The organism is Pseudoalteromonas sp. A757, from assembly GCF_004103285.1.
Lineage (GTDB): Bacteria > Pseudomonadota > Gammaproteobacteria > Enterobacterales > Alteromonadaceae > Pseudoalteromonas > Pseudoalteromonas galatheae.
Map to the genome: position 1 here is coordinate 103,840 of NZ_QNQN01000065.1, position 21,316 is coordinate 125,155.

17 protein-coding genes are annotated in these 21,316 nt (G+C 41.6%); 7 read left to right on the forward strand and 10 right to left on the reverse strand.

All coding sequences use genetic code 11. The annotated features are described in order from the left end of the window. Positions 1-3: 3 nt before the first annotated feature. The 6 genes from DRB05_RS08910 to dnaK all read right to left on the reverse strand — a co-directional run bounded on the left by DRB05_RS08910 (position 4) and on the right by dnaK (position 8,897). Entirely contained in the window at positions 4-942 is a 939-nt protein-coding gene (locus DRB05_RS08910) for a phosphotransferase (RefSeq protein ID WP_128726626.1), read from the reverse strand. Between the two features lie 447 nt (positions 943-1,389). Next, complete coding sequence (locus DRB05_RS08920) at positions 1,390-3,645, reverse strand: acyl-CoA dehydrogenase (RefSeq protein ID WP_128726627.1); 2,256 nt, start codon at positions 3,643-3,645, stop codon at positions 1,390-1,392. 551 nt (positions 3,646-4,196) lie between these two features. Further along, the gene (locus tag DRB05_RS08925) at positions 4,197-4,607 is read right to left on the reverse strand and encodes a hypothetical protein (protein WP_128726628.1); all 411 of its coding nucleotides are present in this window, start codon (positions 4,605-4,607) and stop codon (positions 4,197-4,199) included. A 486-nt stretch (positions 4,608-5,093) separates the two neighbouring features. Next, entirely contained in the window at positions 5,094-5,552 is a 459-nt protein-coding gene (gene ybaK / locus DRB05_RS08930) for a Cys-tRNA(Pro) deacylase (RefSeq protein WP_128726629.1), read from the reverse strand. A gap of 132 nt (positions 5,553-5,684) precedes the next feature. Further along, positions 5,685-6,821 (reverse strand): molecular chaperone DnaJ, encoded by a 1,137-nt coding sequence (dnaJ, locus tag DRB05_RS08935; protein WP_128726630.1) that lies wholly within the window; start codon positions 6,819-6,821, stop codon positions 5,685-5,687. Between the two features lie 153 nt (positions 6,822-6,974). Continuing rightward, positions 6,975-8,897 carry a molecular chaperone DnaK gene (gene dnaK / locus DRB05_RS08940; protein ID WP_128726631.1) on the reverse strand — a complete coding sequence of 641 codons (1,923 nt, stop codon included), beginning with the start codon at positions 8,895-8,897 and terminating at the stop codon, positions 6,975-6,977. Positions 8,898-9,159: 262 nt separating this feature from the next. On the opposite strand from dnaK, the gene DRB05_RS08945 reads away from it, so the two are divergent. From DRB05_RS08945 to DRB05_RS08960, 4 genes are read left to right on the forward strand one after another with little or no spacing between them, the layout of a single operon-like run. Continuing rightward, positions 9,160-9,954: a thioesterase family protein gene (locus DRB05_RS08945; protein WP_128726632.1), complete on the forward strand. Its 795-nt coding sequence runs from the start codon at positions 9,160-9,162 to the stop codon at positions 9,952-9,954. Positions 9,955-10,014: 60 nt separating this feature from the next. Next, complete coding sequence (locus tag DRB05_RS08950; protein WP_128726633.1) at positions 10,015-11,208, forward strand: PqiA/YebS family transporter subunit; 1,194 nt, start codon at positions 10,015-10,017, stop codon at positions 11,206-11,208. Next, positions 11,205-12,863 carry an intermembrane transport protein PqiB gene (gene pqiB, locus DRB05_RS08955; protein WP_128726634.1) on the forward strand — a complete coding sequence of 553 codons (1,659 nt, stop codon included), beginning with the start codon at positions 11,205-11,207 and terminating at the stop codon, positions 12,861-12,863. The genes DRB05_RS08950 and pqiB overlap by 4 nt, the downstream gene beginning before the upstream one ends. Next, complete coding sequence (locus DRB05_RS08960) at positions 12,860-13,438, forward strand: PqiC family protein (RefSeq protein ID WP_128726635.1); 579 nt, start codon at positions 12,860-12,862, stop codon at positions 13,436-13,438. Before pqiB ends, DRB05_RS08960 begins: the two co-directional genes overlap by 4 nt. Here the strand turns inward: DRB05_RS08960 and DRB05_RS08965 are convergent. After that, entirely contained in the window at positions 13,433-13,942 is a 510-nt protein-coding gene (locus DRB05_RS08965) for a GNAT family N-acetyltransferase (protein ID WP_128726636.1), read from the reverse strand. The genes DRB05_RS08960 and DRB05_RS08965 overlap by 6 nt on opposite strands. Positions 13,943-14,060: 118 nt before the next feature. After that, entirely contained in the window at positions 14,061-16,946 is a 2,886-nt protein-coding gene (locus tag DRB05_RS08970) for an insulinase family protein (protein ID WP_128726637.1), read from the reverse strand. A gap of 117 nt (positions 16,947-17,063) precedes the next feature. On the opposite strand from DRB05_RS08970, the gene DRB05_RS08975 reads away from it, so the two are divergent. From DRB05_RS08975 to ushA, 3 genes are all read left to right on the forward strand, one after another. Beyond that, the gene (locus DRB05_RS08975; RefSeq protein ID WP_128726638.1) at positions 17,064-17,486 is read left to right on the forward strand and encodes an MAPEG family protein; all 423 of its coding nucleotides are present in this window, start codon (positions 17,064-17,066) and stop codon (positions 17,484-17,486) included. A gap of 102 nt (positions 17,487-17,588) precedes the next feature. After that, on the forward strand, positions 17,589-17,780 hold the full coding sequence (locus DRB05_RS08980; RefSeq protein WP_128726639.1) for a hypothetical protein: 192 nt from the start codon (positions 17,589-17,591) through the stop codon (positions 17,778-17,780). A gap of 63 nt (positions 17,781-17,843) precedes the next feature. Next, complete coding sequence (gene ushA / locus DRB05_RS08985) at positions 17,844-19,433, forward strand: bifunctional UDP-sugar hydrolase/5'-nucleotidase UshA (RefSeq protein WP_128726640.1); 1,590 nt, start codon at positions 17,844-17,846, stop codon at positions 19,431-19,433. A gap of 49 nt (positions 19,434-19,482) precedes the next feature. Here the strand turns inward: ushA and DRB05_RS08990 are convergent, their stop codons facing one another. Together DRB05_RS08990 and DRB05_RS08995 are read right to left on the reverse strand one after the other, a co-directional pair. Then, positions 19,483-20,409: a hypothetical protein gene (locus DRB05_RS08990; RefSeq protein ID WP_128726641.1), complete on the reverse strand. Its 927-nt coding sequence runs from the start codon at positions 20,407-20,409 to the stop codon at positions 19,483-19,485. After that, entirely contained in the window at positions 20,399-21,277 is an 879-nt protein-coding gene (locus DRB05_RS08995) for a PhnD/SsuA/transferrin family substrate-binding protein (RefSeq protein ID WP_209319183.1), read from the reverse strand. Before DRB05_RS08995 ends, DRB05_RS08990 begins: the two co-directional genes overlap by 11 nt. Positions 21,278-21,316 lie beyond the last annotated feature (39 nt).

Below are 21,316 nucleotides of genomic sequence, written 5' to 3' on the forward strand. Positions count from 1 at the left end.
TGGTTATCCCTGTTGTAATGCAATTTCCGTTTGAAATTTCATGTAATCATTAATTTTTACATGGTCCGGTTTCCAACCCAACAGAAAACGATAAAAGTCAGCCCACACTACCGGCCACAACAATTCCCACTCGGAAAGGATCTGAGCAATATCAATCGAGGCCGCTTTGCCCAATAATTCTATTCTCAACATATCCAAATACAACTTTAGATACTCATCGGCATGGAGGAGCTGCGCTTTTTCGTCCAGTACAGACGTAATAAACAGCATTAAATCTGACACACCAATCCCCTTTCCCACGTACTGAAAATCGAATCCTAGCGCTTGGTCACCGTTGAAAGCAAAGTTAGCAAGTTTAGCGTCGCCATGGATCCAAGTATGCCAATGGCTATTTTTGATACGATCTCGTAATCGAGGTGCCGCTTGTTTAATACTACTGTGCTGCATTCGCTCAAGCTCATCTGGCCGTGTATCTAGGTGCCAATAGTTTCCTTGTTCCCACACATGCTCTGCGGGGCTTTGTAAAAAGTGAGCATGGAATTTAGCTAACCACCCTATCACCGCTAATATTTGTGACTCGGACGGCTTAGTAGTTTGCGAAAAACCTTGAGTTGAGAAGTCTCTAAAGATGATGTAGTCCATCCCTTCATTTACCCCTTCTCCCAAATAGCTCGGTGTATTGCAGGGCGAGAGTAACTCGCATGCATGGTGTTTGTAAAAGTGACGTTCTACCTGATAAGACTTAGCTTTACGCGCAAGCGCCACTGAAGATTGTTCAATTCTCTGATGTGCAATGTCACTGGGGACTTTAGTGCGCTTAATTGCAAGCTTTCCAGCATCGTGATCGATAAATAACATATCACCACAACCGCTCCATAATTGTTGCTCTTGCTGTGTTGAAATAGGCGCAGAAATTACATCGCTTGGAATACTTATTTTCACTGTGTTACACCTTTTTGTTATTTAACCTGAGACTTGTTCAATAAAAGCCAATCTTTTTATTGTCCAATTCAGGTTACTCAAACACAGTACAACCCTTTACTTACTATCACGAATACCGACTTGCATAACTAAGAGATCTCTTTTAAGGCGAGAAAATCTTGTCGATAACACCGCTTCCGCATCCTGCTCACGCCAAGGTACCTACATCCATGTAGGCAAGGCAAAAGTTTTGCTATTTAGTTGTTCTAAATAACAAAACTTTAACGCTGTTAGCGTCAGATATGCGCCTTCAAATTGAGCGAGTATTAAGGCAAATTGGTACAATAAGCAAACCGTTTTACAGTGCTCGTTAATTATAGCTGGTGTTATTATCTTTACCCAACATGAAAAAGCCCTTAACCGAATGGTTAAGGGCTTTTACTTTTACAGAAAAGTTATTTGTTTAACTTACTCATTCACAGCTTGCTTGACTGTTTCTTTCGCGCTTTGTTCATCTAACAAGTTTAAATCGAAGTCGAACTCATCCACTCGAATTGCTTTTTCACGCTTGCGGTTGTAATCAACCAGTTTTGCGTACTCCTCCTCGTTGATAAGGTTACCAACGAGTGCATTATCTAAGGTTTGTTCGAAACGAACACCTGGTTGGATCTCACGCTTGCGAACTGCCTTTTTAACTTTGGCAAGCAGGTCAAGACAACCCATCTTAGCTTTATATGCTTGCTCATTGATATCATGACCATCACCCGCTGTCGGTTTCACAAGATGAGTAAGCTGCGCTTTGAACGGTGTATCCATTTGCGCTGCAGCGGCTAACTCTCTGATCATATCATCATTAATCTTAGGCATTTGTTTACCACTAAACTGCATCGTGATCACACGCATAAATTTACGAGTACCACTTGCCGGGAAGTTGTCTAAGAACTTATGCAGCGCTTCTTCAGCACTCATAAGTGCATGCCTTGTCGCATAATGGAAATAAGGTGCTGCTTGCTCACGCTCTGCTACCGCTACTTTCTGCTCATAGTATTTGATTGAAGCCATCGCTGCATATAAGTGACTCATTACATCACCAAGGCGTGCTGACAGCATTTCTGCTTGCTTCAGTTTTCCGCCTAGCACAAGTAGTGAGAAGTCTGCATATACCGCAAGCTTCGCTGCTAATCTATGCGCGGCTTTTTCATAAGCACGCACTTCTGGTAATGGTGACTTTGCATCAGCAGTGAAAGGCATAAGGCCGTATTTGAAAGCGCGTAAGCTGTTGGCAACGCTATAGCTAACTGTTTTTGTCAAAATACCACGGAATTTACTGTCGGCATCTTTCTCTTCACTGTGAATAGATTCAACCATCGACTGTAGATATGGGTGACAGCGCATTACACCTTGACCAAAGATCATCAAATTACGCGTTAGGATGTTTGCACCCTCTACGGTGATTGCTATTGGCTGAGCGACATAACCGCTTGCAAGGGTATTCTGAGGACCGTTTTGAATGGCCTTACCCGCTAGGATATCCATTGCAGAGTCCAACACATCGCGACCAGTTTCAGTCATGTGGTATTTTGCGATTGCTGTTACTACAGATGGCTTAAGGCCCATGCCTAAGCCTTCTGTTGTTAACACTCGCATTGCCTCTTGCATGTATGCTTTGCCTGCAATGTCCGCAAGCTTTTCTTGAATACCTTCAAACTGGCCGATCGAAAGGCCAAATTGCTCACGTACCGCAGCATATTCAGATGCAGATTTCAGTGCGACTTGGCTAGTTGATACGCCTAGCGCTGGTAATGAAATACCACGTCCAGCACCTAAGCAGCTAACCAACATCTGCCAGCCGCGACCGATATTCTGCTGGCCACCGATAATAAAGTCCATTGGGATAAAAACTTTTTCACCACGCGTTGTGCCGTTATAGAAGCGTATTCCCATAGGGTCATGACGATTACCAAGTTGCACACCCGGATGGTCATGTGGAATTAACGCACAGGTGATCCCTAGTTCTTTCTTACCGCCTAGTAATCCCTCAGGATCCAATACTTTAATTGCTAAACCGAGTACTGTCGCAATCGGCGCAAGTGTGATGTAGCGTTTGTCCCATGTTATTTCAAGACCAAGTACTTCTTCGCCGTTGTGCATGCCCTTTTTAACAATACCTTGGTCCGGAATGCCACCCGCATCTGAACCGGCTTCAGGGCTTGTTAACGCGAAACATGGAATATCACGACCGTTTGCTAAGCGAGGAAGATAGTGCGCTTGCTGCTCTTTAGTACCGTAATGTAACAATAACTCACCCGGACCTAGTGAATTAGGAACCATCACCGTTACCGCTACCGCAGAGGATTTAGTCGCAATTGTACCTACAATCGTTGAGTTTGCATAAGGGCTAAACTCTAGACCGCCGTATTCTTTTGGAATGATCAAAGAGAAAAATCTCTCTTTTTTCAAAAATTCAAGCACATGCTCTGGCAGGTGTTTGCCATTTTGAATTTCCGAGTCATCGATCATACCCATTAATTCTTTAACTGGACCTTCTAAAAAGGCTTGCTCTTCTGCGCTTAACTTAGCTTCAGGTACAGCACGCAGCGCTGAAAAGTCAGGCTTACCTTGATAAATTGACCCTTCTAACCAAACATCACCGGCATCTAATGCTTCTTGTTCTGTGATTGAAATGCTTGGGAGGATCTTTCTTAAATTCGTTCTTAGGCTCATAATTAACTCATCCGACCAGATAGATATACTTACATTACGGCATAAAAATTCGTTTAGATCAATTACTCTATCTAACTTTTTAACGCCTTTTTTACCGAATTATCGAGTGATTAATATAAATGACTGCGAAATTAATGGCTTACATCTGTAAGTTGAAATTGAGATTTTGCCTATTATTATGACAAAATCACTTGTAAGCATGACAAAACATTCCCTATATTTCGTAAGGAAGGATGGCGGACTTGTTAGTTATTGCTCAAGCGCAGATTACTCAGCACCACACAGTTTCTGCATCTATCTATTACCTATAACATATAGAATGACTATCCGTAGCATCTCATAAAGACAATGTCTGCAATAACTCAAAGTTATTTAGCTAAGGTGAAATAGCCAAGATAACAATATGGATTAATAAGTTCGAGGTGAGTGAGCTCTTAGGTGGCGCACTATCCCAGCTTCTTAAATTTAGAAGTTTCATCTAAAAACATTAATGCCCGCCACACAGGCGAGTGTAGTAAGTGCGCATCTAATGAGCCGAATAGTGCCTCTTGTCATGTGTTGATCAGCCATGCCGCGATCAGAAAACATATCAAGGAAGTAAGTACACCAACAAATGGGATTTTAAACCAATAATTTCTGGCCAAGATTAAGTATGATATGCCAACAACAATTGGTAGCAGTGAAAACCAAAGAGAGCCTTTGATAACCTCAAAGTTGTTAACGGCCAATGGAATATAAATAGCAGCCAACAACATCGCACCCAAGCTGTGGCTAGCATTAAAGCCTATCCAAGCACGCCACATTGTAGTTTCTTTGGTGATTAATGGTGACGTATTTTTCATGGCGGCAACTACAGCAGCATCATGAGGATTAAATTTTTCAGTGAAAAACGTATACACCAAATGAATTGAACCCAAAGCACCGAATATCGATACTCCAATTATAATTAGTATTTGATCCATGTATCCTCACTGATATCTCGACACCCAGTTTTTATTAAACCAAAACAGGTTGGATCATGGAAACTATTTTTCCAGTATCAACGATATTACCTTCGCACTTGCTTTCTAGCATATCGATTCAATCAGCTAATAATCCGATCCCTGTTTTTTGTCTAAAGCGATAGTGGCAGTTTTGAGTTATGGGAAAATTTACTGACTAATAAACCTGAGCTGCGGATAATTAATGCCTTTCTAGCAGCCCGTTTTAGCGCTGACTGCGTTGAATTCACTTCCAATAGCCAGATATTGGTGCGTAAATTCTCCTTGCCTACAGGATGTAGGTACCTTAGCGAGAGCACGACGCGGAAGCGGTGTTTTCCCTAAAACTCTCTGGCTAGACAAGGAAAAACTAATTTATTCTTTAGAAACAATGAGTTGAAATATTTCTTATCCAAACCTCAGGTTAATAAGCAAATTGTTGAAGCTGTGCTTTTATGAAATGAAGAATTAAAAATTTGCGACTTTCGCTTTACAAATCGCTTTTATATCTGAGGGCGCAATAACCACTTCGACTCCCCGCTTGCCTGCACTAACATAAATTTGCTCGAATGCTAAAGCACTCTCGTGAAGTAAAGTTGGCAGCTGTTTTTTCTGTGCAAACGGGCTTATTCCACCAATTAAATAGCCAGTAACCTTTTGCGCGATCTGATGATCAGCAAGCTGTGCTTTCTTCCCTTTACATACTTTGGCAAAAGCTTTTAAATCAACTTGTTGCGTGGCAGGAGAAACGGCTACATGCAATTCACCATCAACGTCAATCAACAGTGTTTTGAACACTTTTTCTCGGTCTAGATTGAGCTTTTTCGCAGCTTCATTAGCAAAGTCATGATCGTTAGGATCGTGCTCAAATTGCAGCACTTGGAACGCCACTTTCGCCTTCTTAAGTAGATTTATTGCAGGTGTCATTACAAACTCCGTTTAGCAGGCATCAGTTATATCAAGAAATAAAGATTCATGCTATCGCCTTGCGATAAGGCGCACCAATCGCCAAAACAAAAATGCCCGCTATCGCAGCGGGCATTTTCAAACAAGTTCGGGTTACTTGGTCAAGTCATCAAAGAACTTCTTAACGCCGTCGAAAAAGCCTTGAGCTTTAGGGCGATTCTTACCGTTGTTTTCACCCATAGACTCTTCAAACTCTTGAAGAAGCACTTTTTGGCGCTCGTTCAAGTTTACTGGCGTTTCTAGGACAACTTTACAAATTAAGTCACCTACCGCACCACTGCGCACAGACTTAACGCCTTTACCACGCATACGGAACATTTTGCCTGTTTGACTTTCTGATGGAATTTTCAGTTTCGCACGGCCATCTAAGGTCGGTACTTCAATCTCACCACCTAGTGCCGCCGTTGTGAAGCTAATTGGCACTTCACAATATAAGTTATTGCCATCGCGTACAAAAATTGGGTGCTCTTTCACACTCACTTGTACATATAGGTCACCAGCTGGCGCACCATGTGCACCCGCTTCGCCTTCTCCAGATAAGCGAACTCTGTCACCCGTATCAACCCCGGCTGGGATCTTAACATTAAGTGTCTTCGTTTTCTCTACACGGCCCTGTCCGTGGCAACTGTTACACGGGTCTGAAATGATCTGACCTGTACCCTGACAGGTTGGACAAGTTTGTTGTACCGCAAAGAAGCCTTGACGCATTTGTACTTGACCTGCACCATGACAGGTTGTACAAGTTTTAGGCTTAGAACCGGCTTTCGCACCACTACCATCACATGGTTTACAGCTCACCCAAGTTGGCACTTGGATATCAACTTCTTTCCCACGTACCGCTTCTTCAAGACTTAACTCTAGGTTATATCTTAAATCCGCACCACGCTGTTGTCTTGATTGACGACGACCACCGCCGCCACCAAAGATATCACCGAATACGTCCCCAAAAATATCGCCGAAGTCGCCAGCGCCGCCAAATCCACCATGACCAGCACCACCACCTTGTTCGAAAGCTGCATGGCCGTATTGATCATACATCTGGCGTTTTTGACTATCAGTCAATATCTCGTAAGCTTCTTTTACTTCTTTGAATTTCGCTTCGAGTTCAGCGTTACCAGCAGTACGATCAGGGTGATATTTCATTGCAAGGCGTTTATACGCCTTTTTAATGTCACGTTCACTGGCGTCTCTCGCAACACCTAATACTTCATAATAGTCAGGTTTAGACATTTTTATCACACTACTCTTTCTTGGCAACTTACATCGTTGCAAACTCTGCCGAGCCCTGTCGCTTGCAAATTAATGCCAGACAACAGTCTAATTTATAAACACGTAGGGCGCGACAAGCCATACAGCCAGCGCGCCCTCCTTCAAGACCTACAATTACTTGTCGTCTTTAACTTCTTCAAATTCAGCGTCAACTACGTCGTCGTCTTTTTTCGCTGAACCTTGTTGGGCACCTGCATCACCGCCAGCTTGTTGAGCCTGCGCTTTTGCTTGAGCGATTTCCATAAGCTTCTGAGATTTCTCTGCTAGTGCTTGTGTCTTAGCATCGATTTCTTCTTTGCTGTCGCCCTTGATTGCCGTTTCTAGCTCGCCAAGTGCAGCTTCAATTGCTGTCTTGTCATCAGCTGGAAGGTCGTCACCCGCTTCTTCAACTTGTTTGCGTGTAGCATGAACAAGCGCATCAGCTTGGTTACGAGCGCCAACTAGCTCTTCAAACTTTTTGTCTTCTTCAGCATTTGCTTCTGCATCACGTACCATTTTCTCTACTTCATCGTCACTTAGACCTGAAGAAGCTTGGATTGTGATCTTCTGCTCTTTACCTGTATCTTTGTCTTTCGCAGATACGTGTAAGATACCATCTGCATCCACATCAAAAGTAACTTCGATTTGTGGCACACCACGTTGCGCCGGGCGAATACCTTCTAGGTTGAATTGACCTAGAGATTTATTATCGCTTGAACGTTTACGCTCACCTTGTAGTACGTGAATTGTTACTGCTGACTGATTGTCTTCTGCTGTTGAGAAAGTTTGCGACTTTTTAGTAGGAATAGTCGTGTTTTTCTCGATTAGCGCAGTCATTACTTGACCCATAGTCTCAATACCTAGAGATAGAGGACAAACGTCAAGTAGTAGTACGTCTTTCACGTCACCCGCAAGTACACCACCTTGAACAGCAGCACCAACCGCTACCGCTTCATCAGGGTTTACGTCTTTACGAGGCTCTTTACCGAAGAACTCTGCAACTTTCTTCTGTACAAGTGGCATACGTGTTTGACCACCAACTAGGATGATATCATTGATGTCGCTTACAGAAAGATCAGCATCTGCTAGTGCACGTTTTAGCGGCTCGATTGATTGCGCAACTAAGTCTTCAACTAGCGACTCAAGTTTTGCACGAGTTAGCTTAACGTTCATGTGCTTAGGACCTGTTGCATCAGCAGTAACATAAGGTAGATTTACCTCAGTTTGCTGTGCAGAAGACAGCTCGATCTTCGCTTTTTCTGCTGCTTCCTTAACACGCTGCATCGCTAGCGGATCAGTTTTTAGGTCGATGCCTTGGTCTTTCTTAAATTCTGCAACTAGGTAGTTGATAACGCGGTTATCAAAGTCTTCACCACCTAAGTGAGTGTCACCGTTAGTTGCTAGAACTTCAAACGTGTGCTCGCCTTCAACTTCATCAATCTCGATGATTGAGATATCGAATGTACCACCACCTAAGTCGTATACTGCAACAACGTTGTCACCTTGTTTCTTATCCATGCCGTAAGCAAGTGCTGCGGCTGTTGGCTCATTGATGATACGCTTAACTTCAAGACCTGCAATACGACCAGCATCTTTAGTTGCTTGACGCTGTGAATCGTTGAAATATGCAGGAACAGTGATGACGGCTTCTGTTACTGCCTCACCAAGGAAATCTTCAGCTGTTTTCTTCATTTTCTTAAGAACTTCAGCTGAGATCTGAGGTGCAGCTCTTTTCTCACCACGTACCTCAACCCAAGCGTCGCCGTTGTCCGCTTTTACGATGTTGAAAGGCATGATGCTAAGGTCACGCTGTACTTCTTCATCTTCAAAACGACGACCAATTAGACGCTTGATAGCATAAAGTGTGTTTTTAGGGTTAGTTACCGCCTGGCGTTTCGCTGGCTGACCTACAAGTGTTTCACCATCATCTGTAAATGCGATAACAGAAGGAGTTGTGCGGTCGCCCTCAGCATTTTCAATAACGCGCGGCTTATCACCATCAAGTACCGCTACACAAGAGTTAGTAGTACCTAAATCGATTCCAATAATTTTACCCATGAATCATCTCCGACTTCAAAATTCGTTGTTCAGTTAGTTGATTTGATAAATAAGGTCACCGATTTGTAATTCAAGCGTCACAACTAAAAAAAAATGAAAAAAATTGAAATTTTTTTGCTTTTCGAACGTTTCGGTCAAAAAAGCACCCTTAATTGCTTATTTTGAAACAAGTGAAGAAGAAAATACGATGTATTTGACGCTTGATTACCTGGTTAGACCAGTTATGCTAAGTGCAACATAATAAAGAATGAGAAATGACAACATGACGTTTGATGAAATTATTCAGTCGGAGCATTTACAGCAAGCGCAAACACAAATGACGTTTCCTGCAAGTTGGTGTCAAGGCCGTACTGCGTTTGGCGGACTGTCTGCTGCAATCGCGGTGCAAAGCATGAAGCATCAACTGACAGAGCCTCGTAGATTGCTCTCTGTGAGTGTAAACTTTGTAGGGCCGCTGCTAGAAGGCACACCATTTACAGTTGCAACTACCATTCTGCGTAGCGGAAAAAATGCCACGCAAATGCAGACGCAGCTGATCCAGTCAGGCAAAGTTTGTCTTATTGCTATCGGTTGTTTTGGCAAGGATAGAGAATCCGCTATCCAAGTTACAAATGTCGATAACCCTACTCTTTCAGCTGTTAATCCAAAGGCAGTTCTTCCATACCAAGAAGGTGTGATGCCTGCATTTTTCCAGCATGTCTCGCTCAATGCTCAGCAAGGCGCTTTGCCATTTTCCGGTGCACCATCTTCAAACCTAGGTGGCTGGATGCGATTTAAAGCACAAACTACATCGGTAAATGAACTACATACACTGGCTCTTGCTGATTCATGGCCGCCAACATTACTTCAGATGTGTAAAGCGCCAAGCCCCGCCAGCAGTATGTCTTGGTACATAGAGTTTTTGTGTGATATTTCACTCGACTCAGAGTCTTGGCTGGGCTTTGAAGCCGTTACTCACCATAGCCAAAATGGTTATGGTATTGAAGATGCAAAAATTTGGTCGCAAGATGGCAAGCTGCTCGCCCTAAGTCGCCAAACCGTCGCAGTATTTGATTAACATTGATAAATTTGGGCACATCAAGCAAACTAGCATAAAAGGAAATCAACGGATTTTTGTGTGATTACAGCTTGCCCTGAATGCGATACGCTTGTTGAAATAGACTCTATCGAGTCCCAAAAGCGTGCGGTGTGCCCAAACTGTCGATGCGTCTTATGCCATGTACAAGGACGCCAAAACCAATTAGTACAAGCCTTCAGCTTTTCTGCGTTATTATTCTTATTCGCAAGCTTATTTCCAGACTTTATTTCCTACACGCAACACGGTATCACTCAAGTTGTGAGCCTCTGGCAAGCGCTCATATTGTTAGCTGAACATTACAGCTATTTTCTCGCTGGATTATTTGCCTTCACTATTTTAGTTATGCCTGTTGCCGTATGCTCGTTGCTACTACTTGCACACACCGAGTATTGGCAAATCATCAATGCGCACAATGCTAGGCATTTAGCAAAATTACTCTCAGCACTAAAACCGCTTAATCTCACCGATATATTTTTAGTAGCCGTGCTCGTGAGCGCTTTTAAATTAATGTCTTTCGCTGAATTGGAGATGGGCCTTGGATTTTGGGCTTATATTTTATTCGTTTTGTGTTTTATTGAAGCCCTCTCACTTTTTGATCACGAGTATATGTGGCGTAATCAGACTCAATGTAATCGTCACTTAGTGGAACCGAACAATTTGTCTTCCACGCTAAAACGTTGCAAGGTTTGTGGCTTTTTGGGTGAAGGTGAAAAGTGTCAGCGCTGCTACGCCAAACTAAAATACCGAAAGTCTCAATCTACGCAAAAAAGCTTAGCTTGGATGCTCACCAGCGTCGTGCTACTTGTGCCAGCTAATTTTCTACCCATCATGGATACCATTAGTCTTGGGCTTCATACGCCTGCGACTATTTTCTCAGGCGTTCAAGTGCTTTGGGAAGCCGGTTCTTACCCCGTCGCAACACTTATTTTTCTCGCAAGTATATGTATTCCTATCGCAAAAGCGTTACTATTGAGTTACTTACTAGTAAGAGTTAAAAAACCCAAAGACCCAATCACAGCAACAAAAGTGTACCGCTTACTCGAATTCATTGGCCGCTGGTCCATGATTGATGTGTTTGTAGTGATTATTTTAGTGTCTCTGGTGCAACTTGGTACGGTGCTAAATGTAGAACCAGAAATTGGTATCGTGTTTTTTACTTTGATGGTGCTTTGCCAAATCGCTGCCGTTAATAGTTTTGATCCAAGATTATTGTGGGATAAAAATAATCAATGACTACTCAAGCTGATATAGAAGACAAACCAAAGTTTTCAGTGATATGGATTATTCCAATTATCGCGTTGCTCATCACAGGCTGGATGTTATATCAACATCAGGCAAATAAAGGCCACACTATTTTTATAAAAATGACTGATGCAGATGGCATTATTGCCGGCAAAACTGAAGTGAGAGTAAAAAGCGTTAAAGTCGGGTTAGTGGAGTCGTTAAAGCTTGAATTAACACAAAACGCTGTGGTTGCAAAAGTTAGGATTTTGCAGCCCTATCGTGATTTATTGGCTGAAGACTCTTCGTTTTGGGTAGTAAAACCTCGAATTGACGAATCCGGCATCTCAGGCATGAATACGTTACTCTCTGGCGTATATATAGAGCTTTCTCCTGGTGAAGCAAAAACACGCTCGAGCATCTTCACCTTAATGGATGAGCCTGCATTAATTGGCTCAGAGGTACACGGAAAACGTTATCAACTTGTGGCTTCTGATGCTGAAGTTTTAGACGTTGGATCCAGTATTTTTTTCCGCAATTATAAAGTGGGTCAAGTTGAGTCAGCGCATTTTAGTGTTGAAAGCTTGAAAATGGAGTACGGTATTTTTATCTATTCGCCGTACGATACGCTCATCACAGATAATGCTATTTTCTGGGTGAGTTCCGGTATTGATTTTAAGCTATCAACAGAGGGCGTTGAAGTTTCGACAGGATCACTGGCAAAAATGATCAAGGGTGGGATTTCTGTTGACTATCCACCAACTATGCCGAGCGGCACAGTAGCGCTCGAAAATAAAACCTACGCTCTACACAAAAACTTTTCGATGGCTTTAGAACAGCGATTTGACCATTTTGATTATTACCTTATTGAGTTTGAGCAATCAATTCGGGGTCTTCGAGCTGGTGCACCAGTTGAGTACCGAGGTATGCGTATTGGCACCATAGAACAAGTACCAGCAACCGGTGTTAGTGACGATCGGCCCTTATACTTTCAGCAAAACAACACCTCCGTACCTGTATTGGTTAAAATTGAGTATGGCCGCATCTATGAGGACGCACAGCTTGCACAAGCATATTGGTCAGAAAATATAGACAAATGGATTAGCAGTGGTCTTAGAGCATCACTAAAAAGTGGCAATTTGTTAACAGGTGCTGTATATATAGAGTTAGACTTCTATCCAAATGCGGAAGTAGTTAGTTCAGACAAAGCAACTATTTATCCCGTATTACCGAGTGTTCCAAGCGGTATTACGGCACTTTCTGAACAAGTCACGAGCTTATTGAACAAGTTAAATGGGTTACCTCTTGAAACAACTGTTAAGGAGTTAGAGGGTGCCCTTCAGCAACACAGGTTACTAGCAATGGAAATGAATCAACTCGTAGAGTCTATCAATAATAATAAATTAACAGACAAGGTTGGCAGTAATTTAACAAGCTTAAAAGATACGCTTAGCCAGCTCACCTCAAGCCTAAAGCAGTTTGAGCAAACCATGACACAGTACCAAAAAGGCTCGGGTGTTATGGATCAGCTCAGTAATACCCTCGAAGAACTTGAAAGTCTGTCCAATCGCTTAAAACCTATTTCCAAAGGGCTGAATGAACAACCGAATATGCTTATTTTTAATAAAGAAAGTGGCGCGGATCCGCTACCGAGGAAGAATAAATGAAATCGGGGTTAGTGACTTTTCTGGTGCTATTATTTTTAACGGGCTGTATTACCAACCCTTCGCAGCCCGTCAACTATTATCAGTTAGAAGCTCAAAGTATAGAAAACAAACAAAACGCTGAGCTTAATCAGATACTTTTGATTGATAAAGTTCAATTAATTGAATTGTTCGATCAACAAGCATTAGTGCAATATCAACCAGAGAACAAAGTAAATATCGCTAACTTTCACTTTTGGGCTCAGCCACCTTCCGATATGTTGACATGGAACTTAGTCAATTCATTAAATGCCACCAACAAGACCACTGTAATGAAAAGCGATAAGTTTTATCGTAATACGCAAGAGCATCAACGCCTAGTTGTAGAAATTAATGAGTTTGCGGGACACTTTGAAAAAGGCGCTGTAATGAGTGGGACTTGGTATCTTTATCAGTACAAAGAAGGGAGCTATCAGCTAACTCAAGTGCAGCCATTCCAATTTGCAACAGCTCTTGAGCAGGATGGCTTTAGCGCACTGGTGGCGGCACATCAGAGAAATTTTTCTCAACTAACGACACAAATAAGTCAGCAATTATAATTGGCACCTAAATACGACTACGGGTGTAAAATCGTCATCAATTATTATTTTGCCAACAGGCCTAAATCCTGCCTTACTGAGCAGATTCATGCTAGCTGTATTACTCTCTAATGTGATAGCGCTCAGCTTCGGGTGGCTCTCTTCTGATCTAACATATTCCATTAGCAATCTGGCGGCCTCGGAAGCATAACCCTTGCCAGTAAAATCATCTAAAAACGCATAACCTAGGTCCGGAATATTAAAAAAGGGTCTTTGATACAGGCCACATACGCCAATACTCGTATTGCTGCTTGCTTCTACTACGATGTAAGCTGCAGGTGTGCCAATTTGATAGGGAATAAGATAAGCTTGCTCGATATGCTCCTCAGCTTGTTGTTGCGTTTTTATACCTTTATCCCTGATATTATCGATAAAGCTTTTTTGATTCAAAAGCCTAAGTAAAAATCCCGCATCATTTAAATTTGCCTTTCTTAAAAATACCCTTTCTCCTGTCGCAATCTTCATCTAGTCTCCGAAAACATCTAAATAAACTTCCATTGTTACTTTAGCATTTACACAAGCGAATAAAAAAGCTGGGAAACGAATTAGCCCAGCTTTTGATTACTATTGAAATATCAACAGGCTACTGTTGGTATTTGACGTTTTCGTACATTTGTTCAACTGAGTTTAGCTTAGTTTGCTTCGGTAAATCTGCAAATGGCTCGGCTTGGAACTTAGCGCCACGTAATTGAATATTGAGTCTAGCAGCATCGGGGTTCATTACAGTTTGCTGATAGTACGCTTTAATATCTTCTAATGTGACCGCTTCAACTGCAGCGATTAGCTTAGCTTCAGAGTCAAATGCCATATTTTCTTTGAACCAATCGCCCATTAACGGTTGTAGCTCTTCAGAAAGATTTTTTGGCTCTTCAGTTAATGAGACTAGCACTGCATTTTTTAACTGCTCGAAAGTCGTCTTATCTAGCGCTGCTAAATCTTTAGCGTATTCATCTTTATACGCGTCAAAGCGAGCTTGCATACTCTTAGCATCTTTTACCGGTGTCTGAATATAAAAGCCTAGCGCTGAATACTCGTCAATAGCGACGCTCGTTGCACCAACTGCATACGCCAGCTGCTCTTCAGTTCTCAGACGTTCAAATGCCGCCGTTCTTAAGTGCCCTTGAAGCACCATCGCCGCCGCCTTTTGCGCATAGCCTTTAATTGGGTGCACTGCAAAGTCGATTACAGCGACATCTGCAACATCAATGTCTTGCTGCCATACGAGTGTCTGATTTTGCTCTGGTTGCCAATATTTAGCACGTGCATACTCAGTCACTTTTTGGCGTTTGGGCAGTGCATTATCAAGCGTCTCTTTTACCGTTTGTAAATCCGCTTTATCGTAGTTGCCATAAGCAAAAACACGAACTTGGTTATTCGTTAGAATTTGATTTTGCACTTTATCTAAATCGGACAAAGTCAAAGACTTAGCCGCTGATATCAATGCAGAATCATCATAACTTCCTGAACGGATAAGTTTTTGATAAACACCGAAAGCTTGTCTGAATGGGAATTCTTTCTCTTGATTTTTAATGCCACGTACGTAACGATCAATAGCTTGGTCAAATGCTCGTTTATTCGTTTCTACACGAATACCTGAGAGTGCATCCTTTAACAATAAAGCTTGCTTATCAGTAAAGCCTGAAATATCTAGCATAACCCCATTTGCGGGAGTCAGTCCAAGATGCATACCCGCAATACTGGCTTCCGTCATTAGCTTTGCTTTATCCAAACGGTATAAGTCTGCCCAAACCGACAGCGCAACCTCGGTTTTAATGTCTTTTAATGGACTTGGGTTATTGACGTAAATTTTCAGACTACCCTTAGGCTGTTGATAGAAACGCTCACTCGCAGCATGCCAAACTGTTACGCCATCAGCGTCAATCACCTTCTGAACGCCCTTTTTCGCATCGTCTGCCGATGTTTTTAGTGCGAAGTTTTCAGGTAGCAAGGTATTTACACTAGGAAGTGCCAAATCGAAATTTGCCTCTTCTTTCCATTTATCAAAATCACTACGCTTTAAATCTACAATCTGATATTCACCATCATAGAAGTGTAGTTTTGCATTAGTAGGTTCACCTTTACTGATATACCATACTCGCATTTGCTCGGGTGTTAGTTGTTCCAAGACTGCCTTGACGGCGTTAGCATCAAACTGTGCATAGTAGTAGCTCGCATTAATAGCATGGTTCATTGGGTACTGCTGCAAGCTACCTGCAAGGTTACTGACGTAACCAAACTCATCGCCCTTTTCTAAAAACCTAAATTGATTATTTAGCGATGTCTGAATTTCTTTGAAGTAACGGCTATCGACCCCTTTATCACGGATCATATCGATATAATCCAGTACCGTACCAGTAATTAACTCGCGTTGCTTTAAGCCTTCATCGGTTAACTGAATATCAACCTGTAATGTGCCGTAGTTACCGTAGCTGTTTGGTGTCGCGAATGCACTTAACGATGAAATTAAACCTTTATCTTTTAGCACTTGAGCTGGGCTTCCGGCCATTTCATTACTTAGAAGATAAGTAATGAAATAATTTGGCTTAACCGCAAACGCACTTGCGTTGTTTTTGATAGTAAAATCAAGCTGTAAGGTCTTAACGTCTTCATTTGGTTTGTAGTGAACCAATTTTTGCCCAACGTTGTCGAAGTTAAGCGATTGTTTAACCTCTGGCTTCTCGATGTTTTTATTTTTGATTGTCGTGAAGTGCTTTTTCGCTTTTGCCACCATCTGTTCAATCGGTTCGTTTGAAATCATGGCTAACTTCATAATATTCGCAGAGTAGTACTTATCATAAAAAGCAACGGTCTCTTGATGTAACTTACTGCCTTCTTTATCTCCTAACGTTTCTAGGTTGCCGATAAGAAAACGATTAGCGGGATGGTCACCCATCATGTTTCGTGCGAGCTTAAATTGACCAAAAAAGTCCATTTCACGACGCATGGACCACTCTGCGTTGACTGCGTTTTTTTCTTTTTCTGTGTATTCAGGGTAAAGCTTTGGAGATTTAAAAAAGTCGGAGAATCTGTCTAACGCCTCGTCATAGGCATCGTTGTTCACTTTGAACATATAGTTAGTAATATCCAGCCAAGTGTATGCATTATGCGCCCCACCGTTTTTGGTCATAAACTCAGAATAACCTTTACTGTCTGGATATTTTTCTGTACCAAGGAATAGCATATGTTCAAGATAGTGTGCCATTCCTTGTTGGGACATCGGGTCATGAAGTAGACCTACGCCAACGCTCAGCGCTGCCGCAGACTTTGATACCGACGGATCTGATACCAAGATAACATCAATACCATTTTCCAAAGTTAGCGTTTGATATTGTCTATCATCATTTGGACTCACGACAAGCTGCTCTGAAAGGAGGCTCTGAACGCTGCCAGAATTATTAAGCGATGATGTTGTGCTACATCCAGTCAAAACTGCTAAGGTAAGCGTACTGATCGCGAATAGCTTTTTCATAAAACAATCCATTCTTGTGATAATTACTTTTTAAGACCAGACTATCATCGTCATTCAACTAAGCTTTTGCAATATAGAAATTTTTTGTTTTGTAACACATCGTAAATTGGAGGGATCATGCAAATATCTATTTATCTATTACTTGCCGCGTTATTTTTACAAACTCTGTTAACCTTAACCATCATGGTGATTATGGGTAAACGCCGCTTTAAAGCAGTGCGAGAAAAACAGATCCAGTTTGACCAGTTCAAAACCATGGCGCTGGACAATGGGCCAGAAGAAGTCATATTGGCATCCAGAAACTTTACTAATCAATTCGAAATTCCCGTATTGTTTTTTGTTGTTTCTCTTACCGCACTCGCGATGAAACTCGTTACCTTGTGGTTCAGTACTTTCGCTCTACTGTTTGTAATTAGCCGTATTGCACATACTTATGTTCATATCGGTAGCAATCACCTCAGAACACGTTTTCGCCTCTACCTTGTGGGTTGTATCTTTATTATTCTTCAGTGGATCACATTAATTTTAACACTTATATAACTAAAAACTATAAAAACACCATTTGTTTTATCTAATTGTTCTTTTCTACTTGACTCAGTTTGTTAGCATGGCGATGGTTAAAAGAACAACAGGGGCACATAGATGAAACAGGATAATGATATCTGCGATTTTGGACTTCATGCAGGAGAACCATACTCAACTCTGCCAGCGAGCTTTTTAAACTGGATGATAGAAACAGGTCATGCAAAATGTGAGTTTGCAAAGTTTGAACTAGACAGAAGAGTATCTGCAGTTGCACAAAACGCCAGAAAATATAGCAATTTTGAGTGTTAGCACTATTAAAATAATTCTAATGTTCTAGAATACGCGCATAATTTATCAAATAGTTTCTAAATTATGCGCAACTTACTTATTCTTTCCACGGCTGTGCTATTATCGGCGTGCCATTTTTCCTCCCCAAAGCAATCGCAACAAGCAGAATACTTGACCGTATTACACACTAACGATAATCATGGTCGTTTTTGGCAAAATGAAAAAGGTGAATATGGCATGGCTGCCAGAAAAACCTTAATTGACCAATTAAAAAGCGATGCCGAGAGAGCAGGTCATGCCGTTATATTGCTTTCTGGCGGCGATATAAACACGGGTGTACCAGAATCTGATTTACAATTTGCTGAACCTGATTTTAGAGGAATGAGCAGGCTGGGTTATGATGCCATGGCGATTGGTAACCATGAATTTGACAACACACGAGATGTACTAGCCAAACAAATTGAGTGGGCAAACTTCCCTGTACTATCAGCAAATATTCTTGATAATACAAATCAAGTGCCTGCATACGAGCCTTACACGATTATTGAACGTGCAGGATTGACCATTGCCGTACTTGGACTTACCACAACTGATACCGTCAAAATTGCCAATCCAAAACATGTTCATGGTTTGACTTTTATTGAACCTTTAGCTGCCACAGAAAACTGGGTTCCTAAGATCAAAGCCAAATATCAGCCAGATGTGATGATAGCTGTGACACACATGGGTCACTATCACGGTGCTAATCATGGGATCAATGCACCTGGTGATGTAACGCTCGCACGCCAACTTCCGACTGGTATGCTTGATTTGATAGTCGGAGGACACTCTCAAGAGCCGGTCTGTGTCGATGACAATGGTAACGCGGATATTGCATTTGCTCCCGGTAAAACATGTAAGCCGGATAAGCAAAATGGTGTTTGGATTATGCAAGCACATGAGTGGGGTAAGTATGTAGGCAAAGCCGTTTTTAGGCTTGATGGTGATACCAAAACCTTGATCAGCTACAACTTGATCCCAGTAAACTTAAAAGACAAATCCGGAGCAGTTATTGGCGCAACTATTCAAGAAGATCCGCAAATGCTTGCTTTCTTAAAGCCGTTTCAAGAAAAAGGACAAGCACAAATTGCAGGCGCTGTGGGATACGTTGATAGTTTCTTAGATGGGCGTCGCAGTACAGTTAGATTTAAGCAAAGCAATCTAGCTGATTTAATCATTAACGCGCAAATGGCAGCTGTTGAAGCAGATTTTGGCATTATTAGCGGTGGCGGGATCCGAGATAGTATTGAGCAAGGTGATGTGAGTTACAAAGATGTACTGAAAGTTCACCCTTTTAAAAATCGTATTACGTACATAGATTGGAAGGCCAGCGACCTTATTGACTATTTAAATACTGTCGCTAAGTTCCCACCTGACTCTGGTGCTTACTTACAGTTCCACCATATTACGTTTGACATTAAGAACAATAAAGTAACCAATGTGCGCATAGCGGGCAAACCATTGACTGACGGTAAAACCTATCGCATGAGTGTGAATAGCTATAACGCATCTGGTGGTGACGGTTATCCAAAGATTAATCACCTTCCAGAATACACTGCGACAGACCTTACTGATGCACAGGTCTTAAAAGATTACTTCCAAAAGAACAGCCCAATAAAGGCTGTAGATTTATAAAAAGGCAACCCTGTAGAGCGGTGTAACGCACCGCCTACAGTAATCTATCTTATTTACCAATAATCTCAATATCTGATTTTTTCACTCCACTCAGTCCATAACTATGCAGCTTAGAACGTGAGCCCTCTCCGTGTGCTTTAGGGGGGTAGAAAAGCACCTTTTTCTCTGGAAATGCTTCTAGTACCTCATCAAGCGCAGCTCTGATTTCACTTAGTGTTTTCTCGAGGCTATTGGTAAAATTAGGTCTTTTTCTAATAGTATGACCAAGCTCAACCAAACGGTAAAAGTATTTATCAGCGAGTTCCAATAATTCATTTGGCATTTCTTTATTTTGATTGAGAACAGTATCGGGATTTGCATCACAAAATTCAACAAGTGCCAAATAGAAGCATAATGGCTTATTAGCAAGCTGGACGCTTACTAGTTTATCTCTATTCGTCGTCACTGTTTTTGAATACAAATCAATAACGAGCTTAAATTCAGGTAAATTTTCTAGTGTAGTGTTTAAATTTACTCTCGATTCAGTAGCCTTTCTACTCACCCAGTTAAATACCGCGACGCCGATAAGTGCCATAATCAGAGGAAAAATATAGGTAGATTTTGGTTTGGTGTCATCTACTACAACCGCCACATAGAAGTTTCTATGTGGCGCAGATAAAGTGAGTAACTCGCTTTTTTCTCCCAGCCCTGCTCCGGACGTATTAATATCGAGAACAGTTAAACGGGCACCTTGTGCTTCCAAAACAAGATTTAGAGAGTTTATATATTCTCTTAACTCTGTTTCATTGCCGGCATAATGTAAAAAAGGATCCGCAACAGGTAAACGATTCATATCAATAGCAACACGAAGTGCAACCGCTTCTTTTTGTTGCTTCAAAACACGCTTAGTTTCTATGCTTTGAGAAATGTAAAAAATGCCGCTAAACAATAATGCCAAAGCAATAAAAATGGATATATTACGCTGGCTAATGTCCATCTTCTTCTCCAACAAAGCCATAAGGTAAGGCTTCACATTGCCAGTATCTATCTACCTTATCAAAGTAACTAGATGTTCTTAATTGCGCTACTTGGTTAATAACTCCTTGCATTGCACAAGCCAAATCAGTGTTATTGTTGCTCATTTTTAAATACCATTTACTTCCACTGACATTATTTGCAATTGGCGTTATGTAATTCTTAGAGAAACGTTTATCATCTTCTTCGGACCAGTAAGATGCAATAATATCGACTTCGCCAGCCGCTAAACGATCGCGGAGTGCTTGATGCGAGCTCAAATAGGTAATATCGAGCGCATTAATATCTATATCTAATTCTTTAAACGCACTTTTGGGCAATATATGACCAGAGCGGCTTGTAGGATAGTCAAGCAAACCTATTTTTTTATCTAAGAAATAAGATTTAGATAGTCGGGGTTTTTCTGTGTTTGAAATGAAAAAGGCTGAATAGGCCGGATACCCTATGACAGGCTTATAACTATGCGTTGATTCAGCCATCAGAGCCGACATGATATTATCTTTCGTTAAAATAAGATCGGCGATCCCCTTTGCTAAGAATTCAATTTGTTCAGCTAAGCTCCCTCCCCAATACACTTTCACTTGTCCATACTGTCTGGTCACAACCTCATCCTCACAGGCTCGAACTAATACATCTAACGCAAGACTCTTAATCGGAACATGTATTTTCAAAGTATTGATATTAGACACTGAACGTGTTTTGCAGGTATTTGAGTACTGAACAACAGGATCAAGAATGAGGGGCTTTGCCGATATTAATCGAGCCCCTAAAACCCAGCACAATAATGCGCTTATAAACAACAAAGATACAATTGTTGATTTACCAGTCAAAATGTTACTATGTATCACTAATTGGAATAACCTACTCTT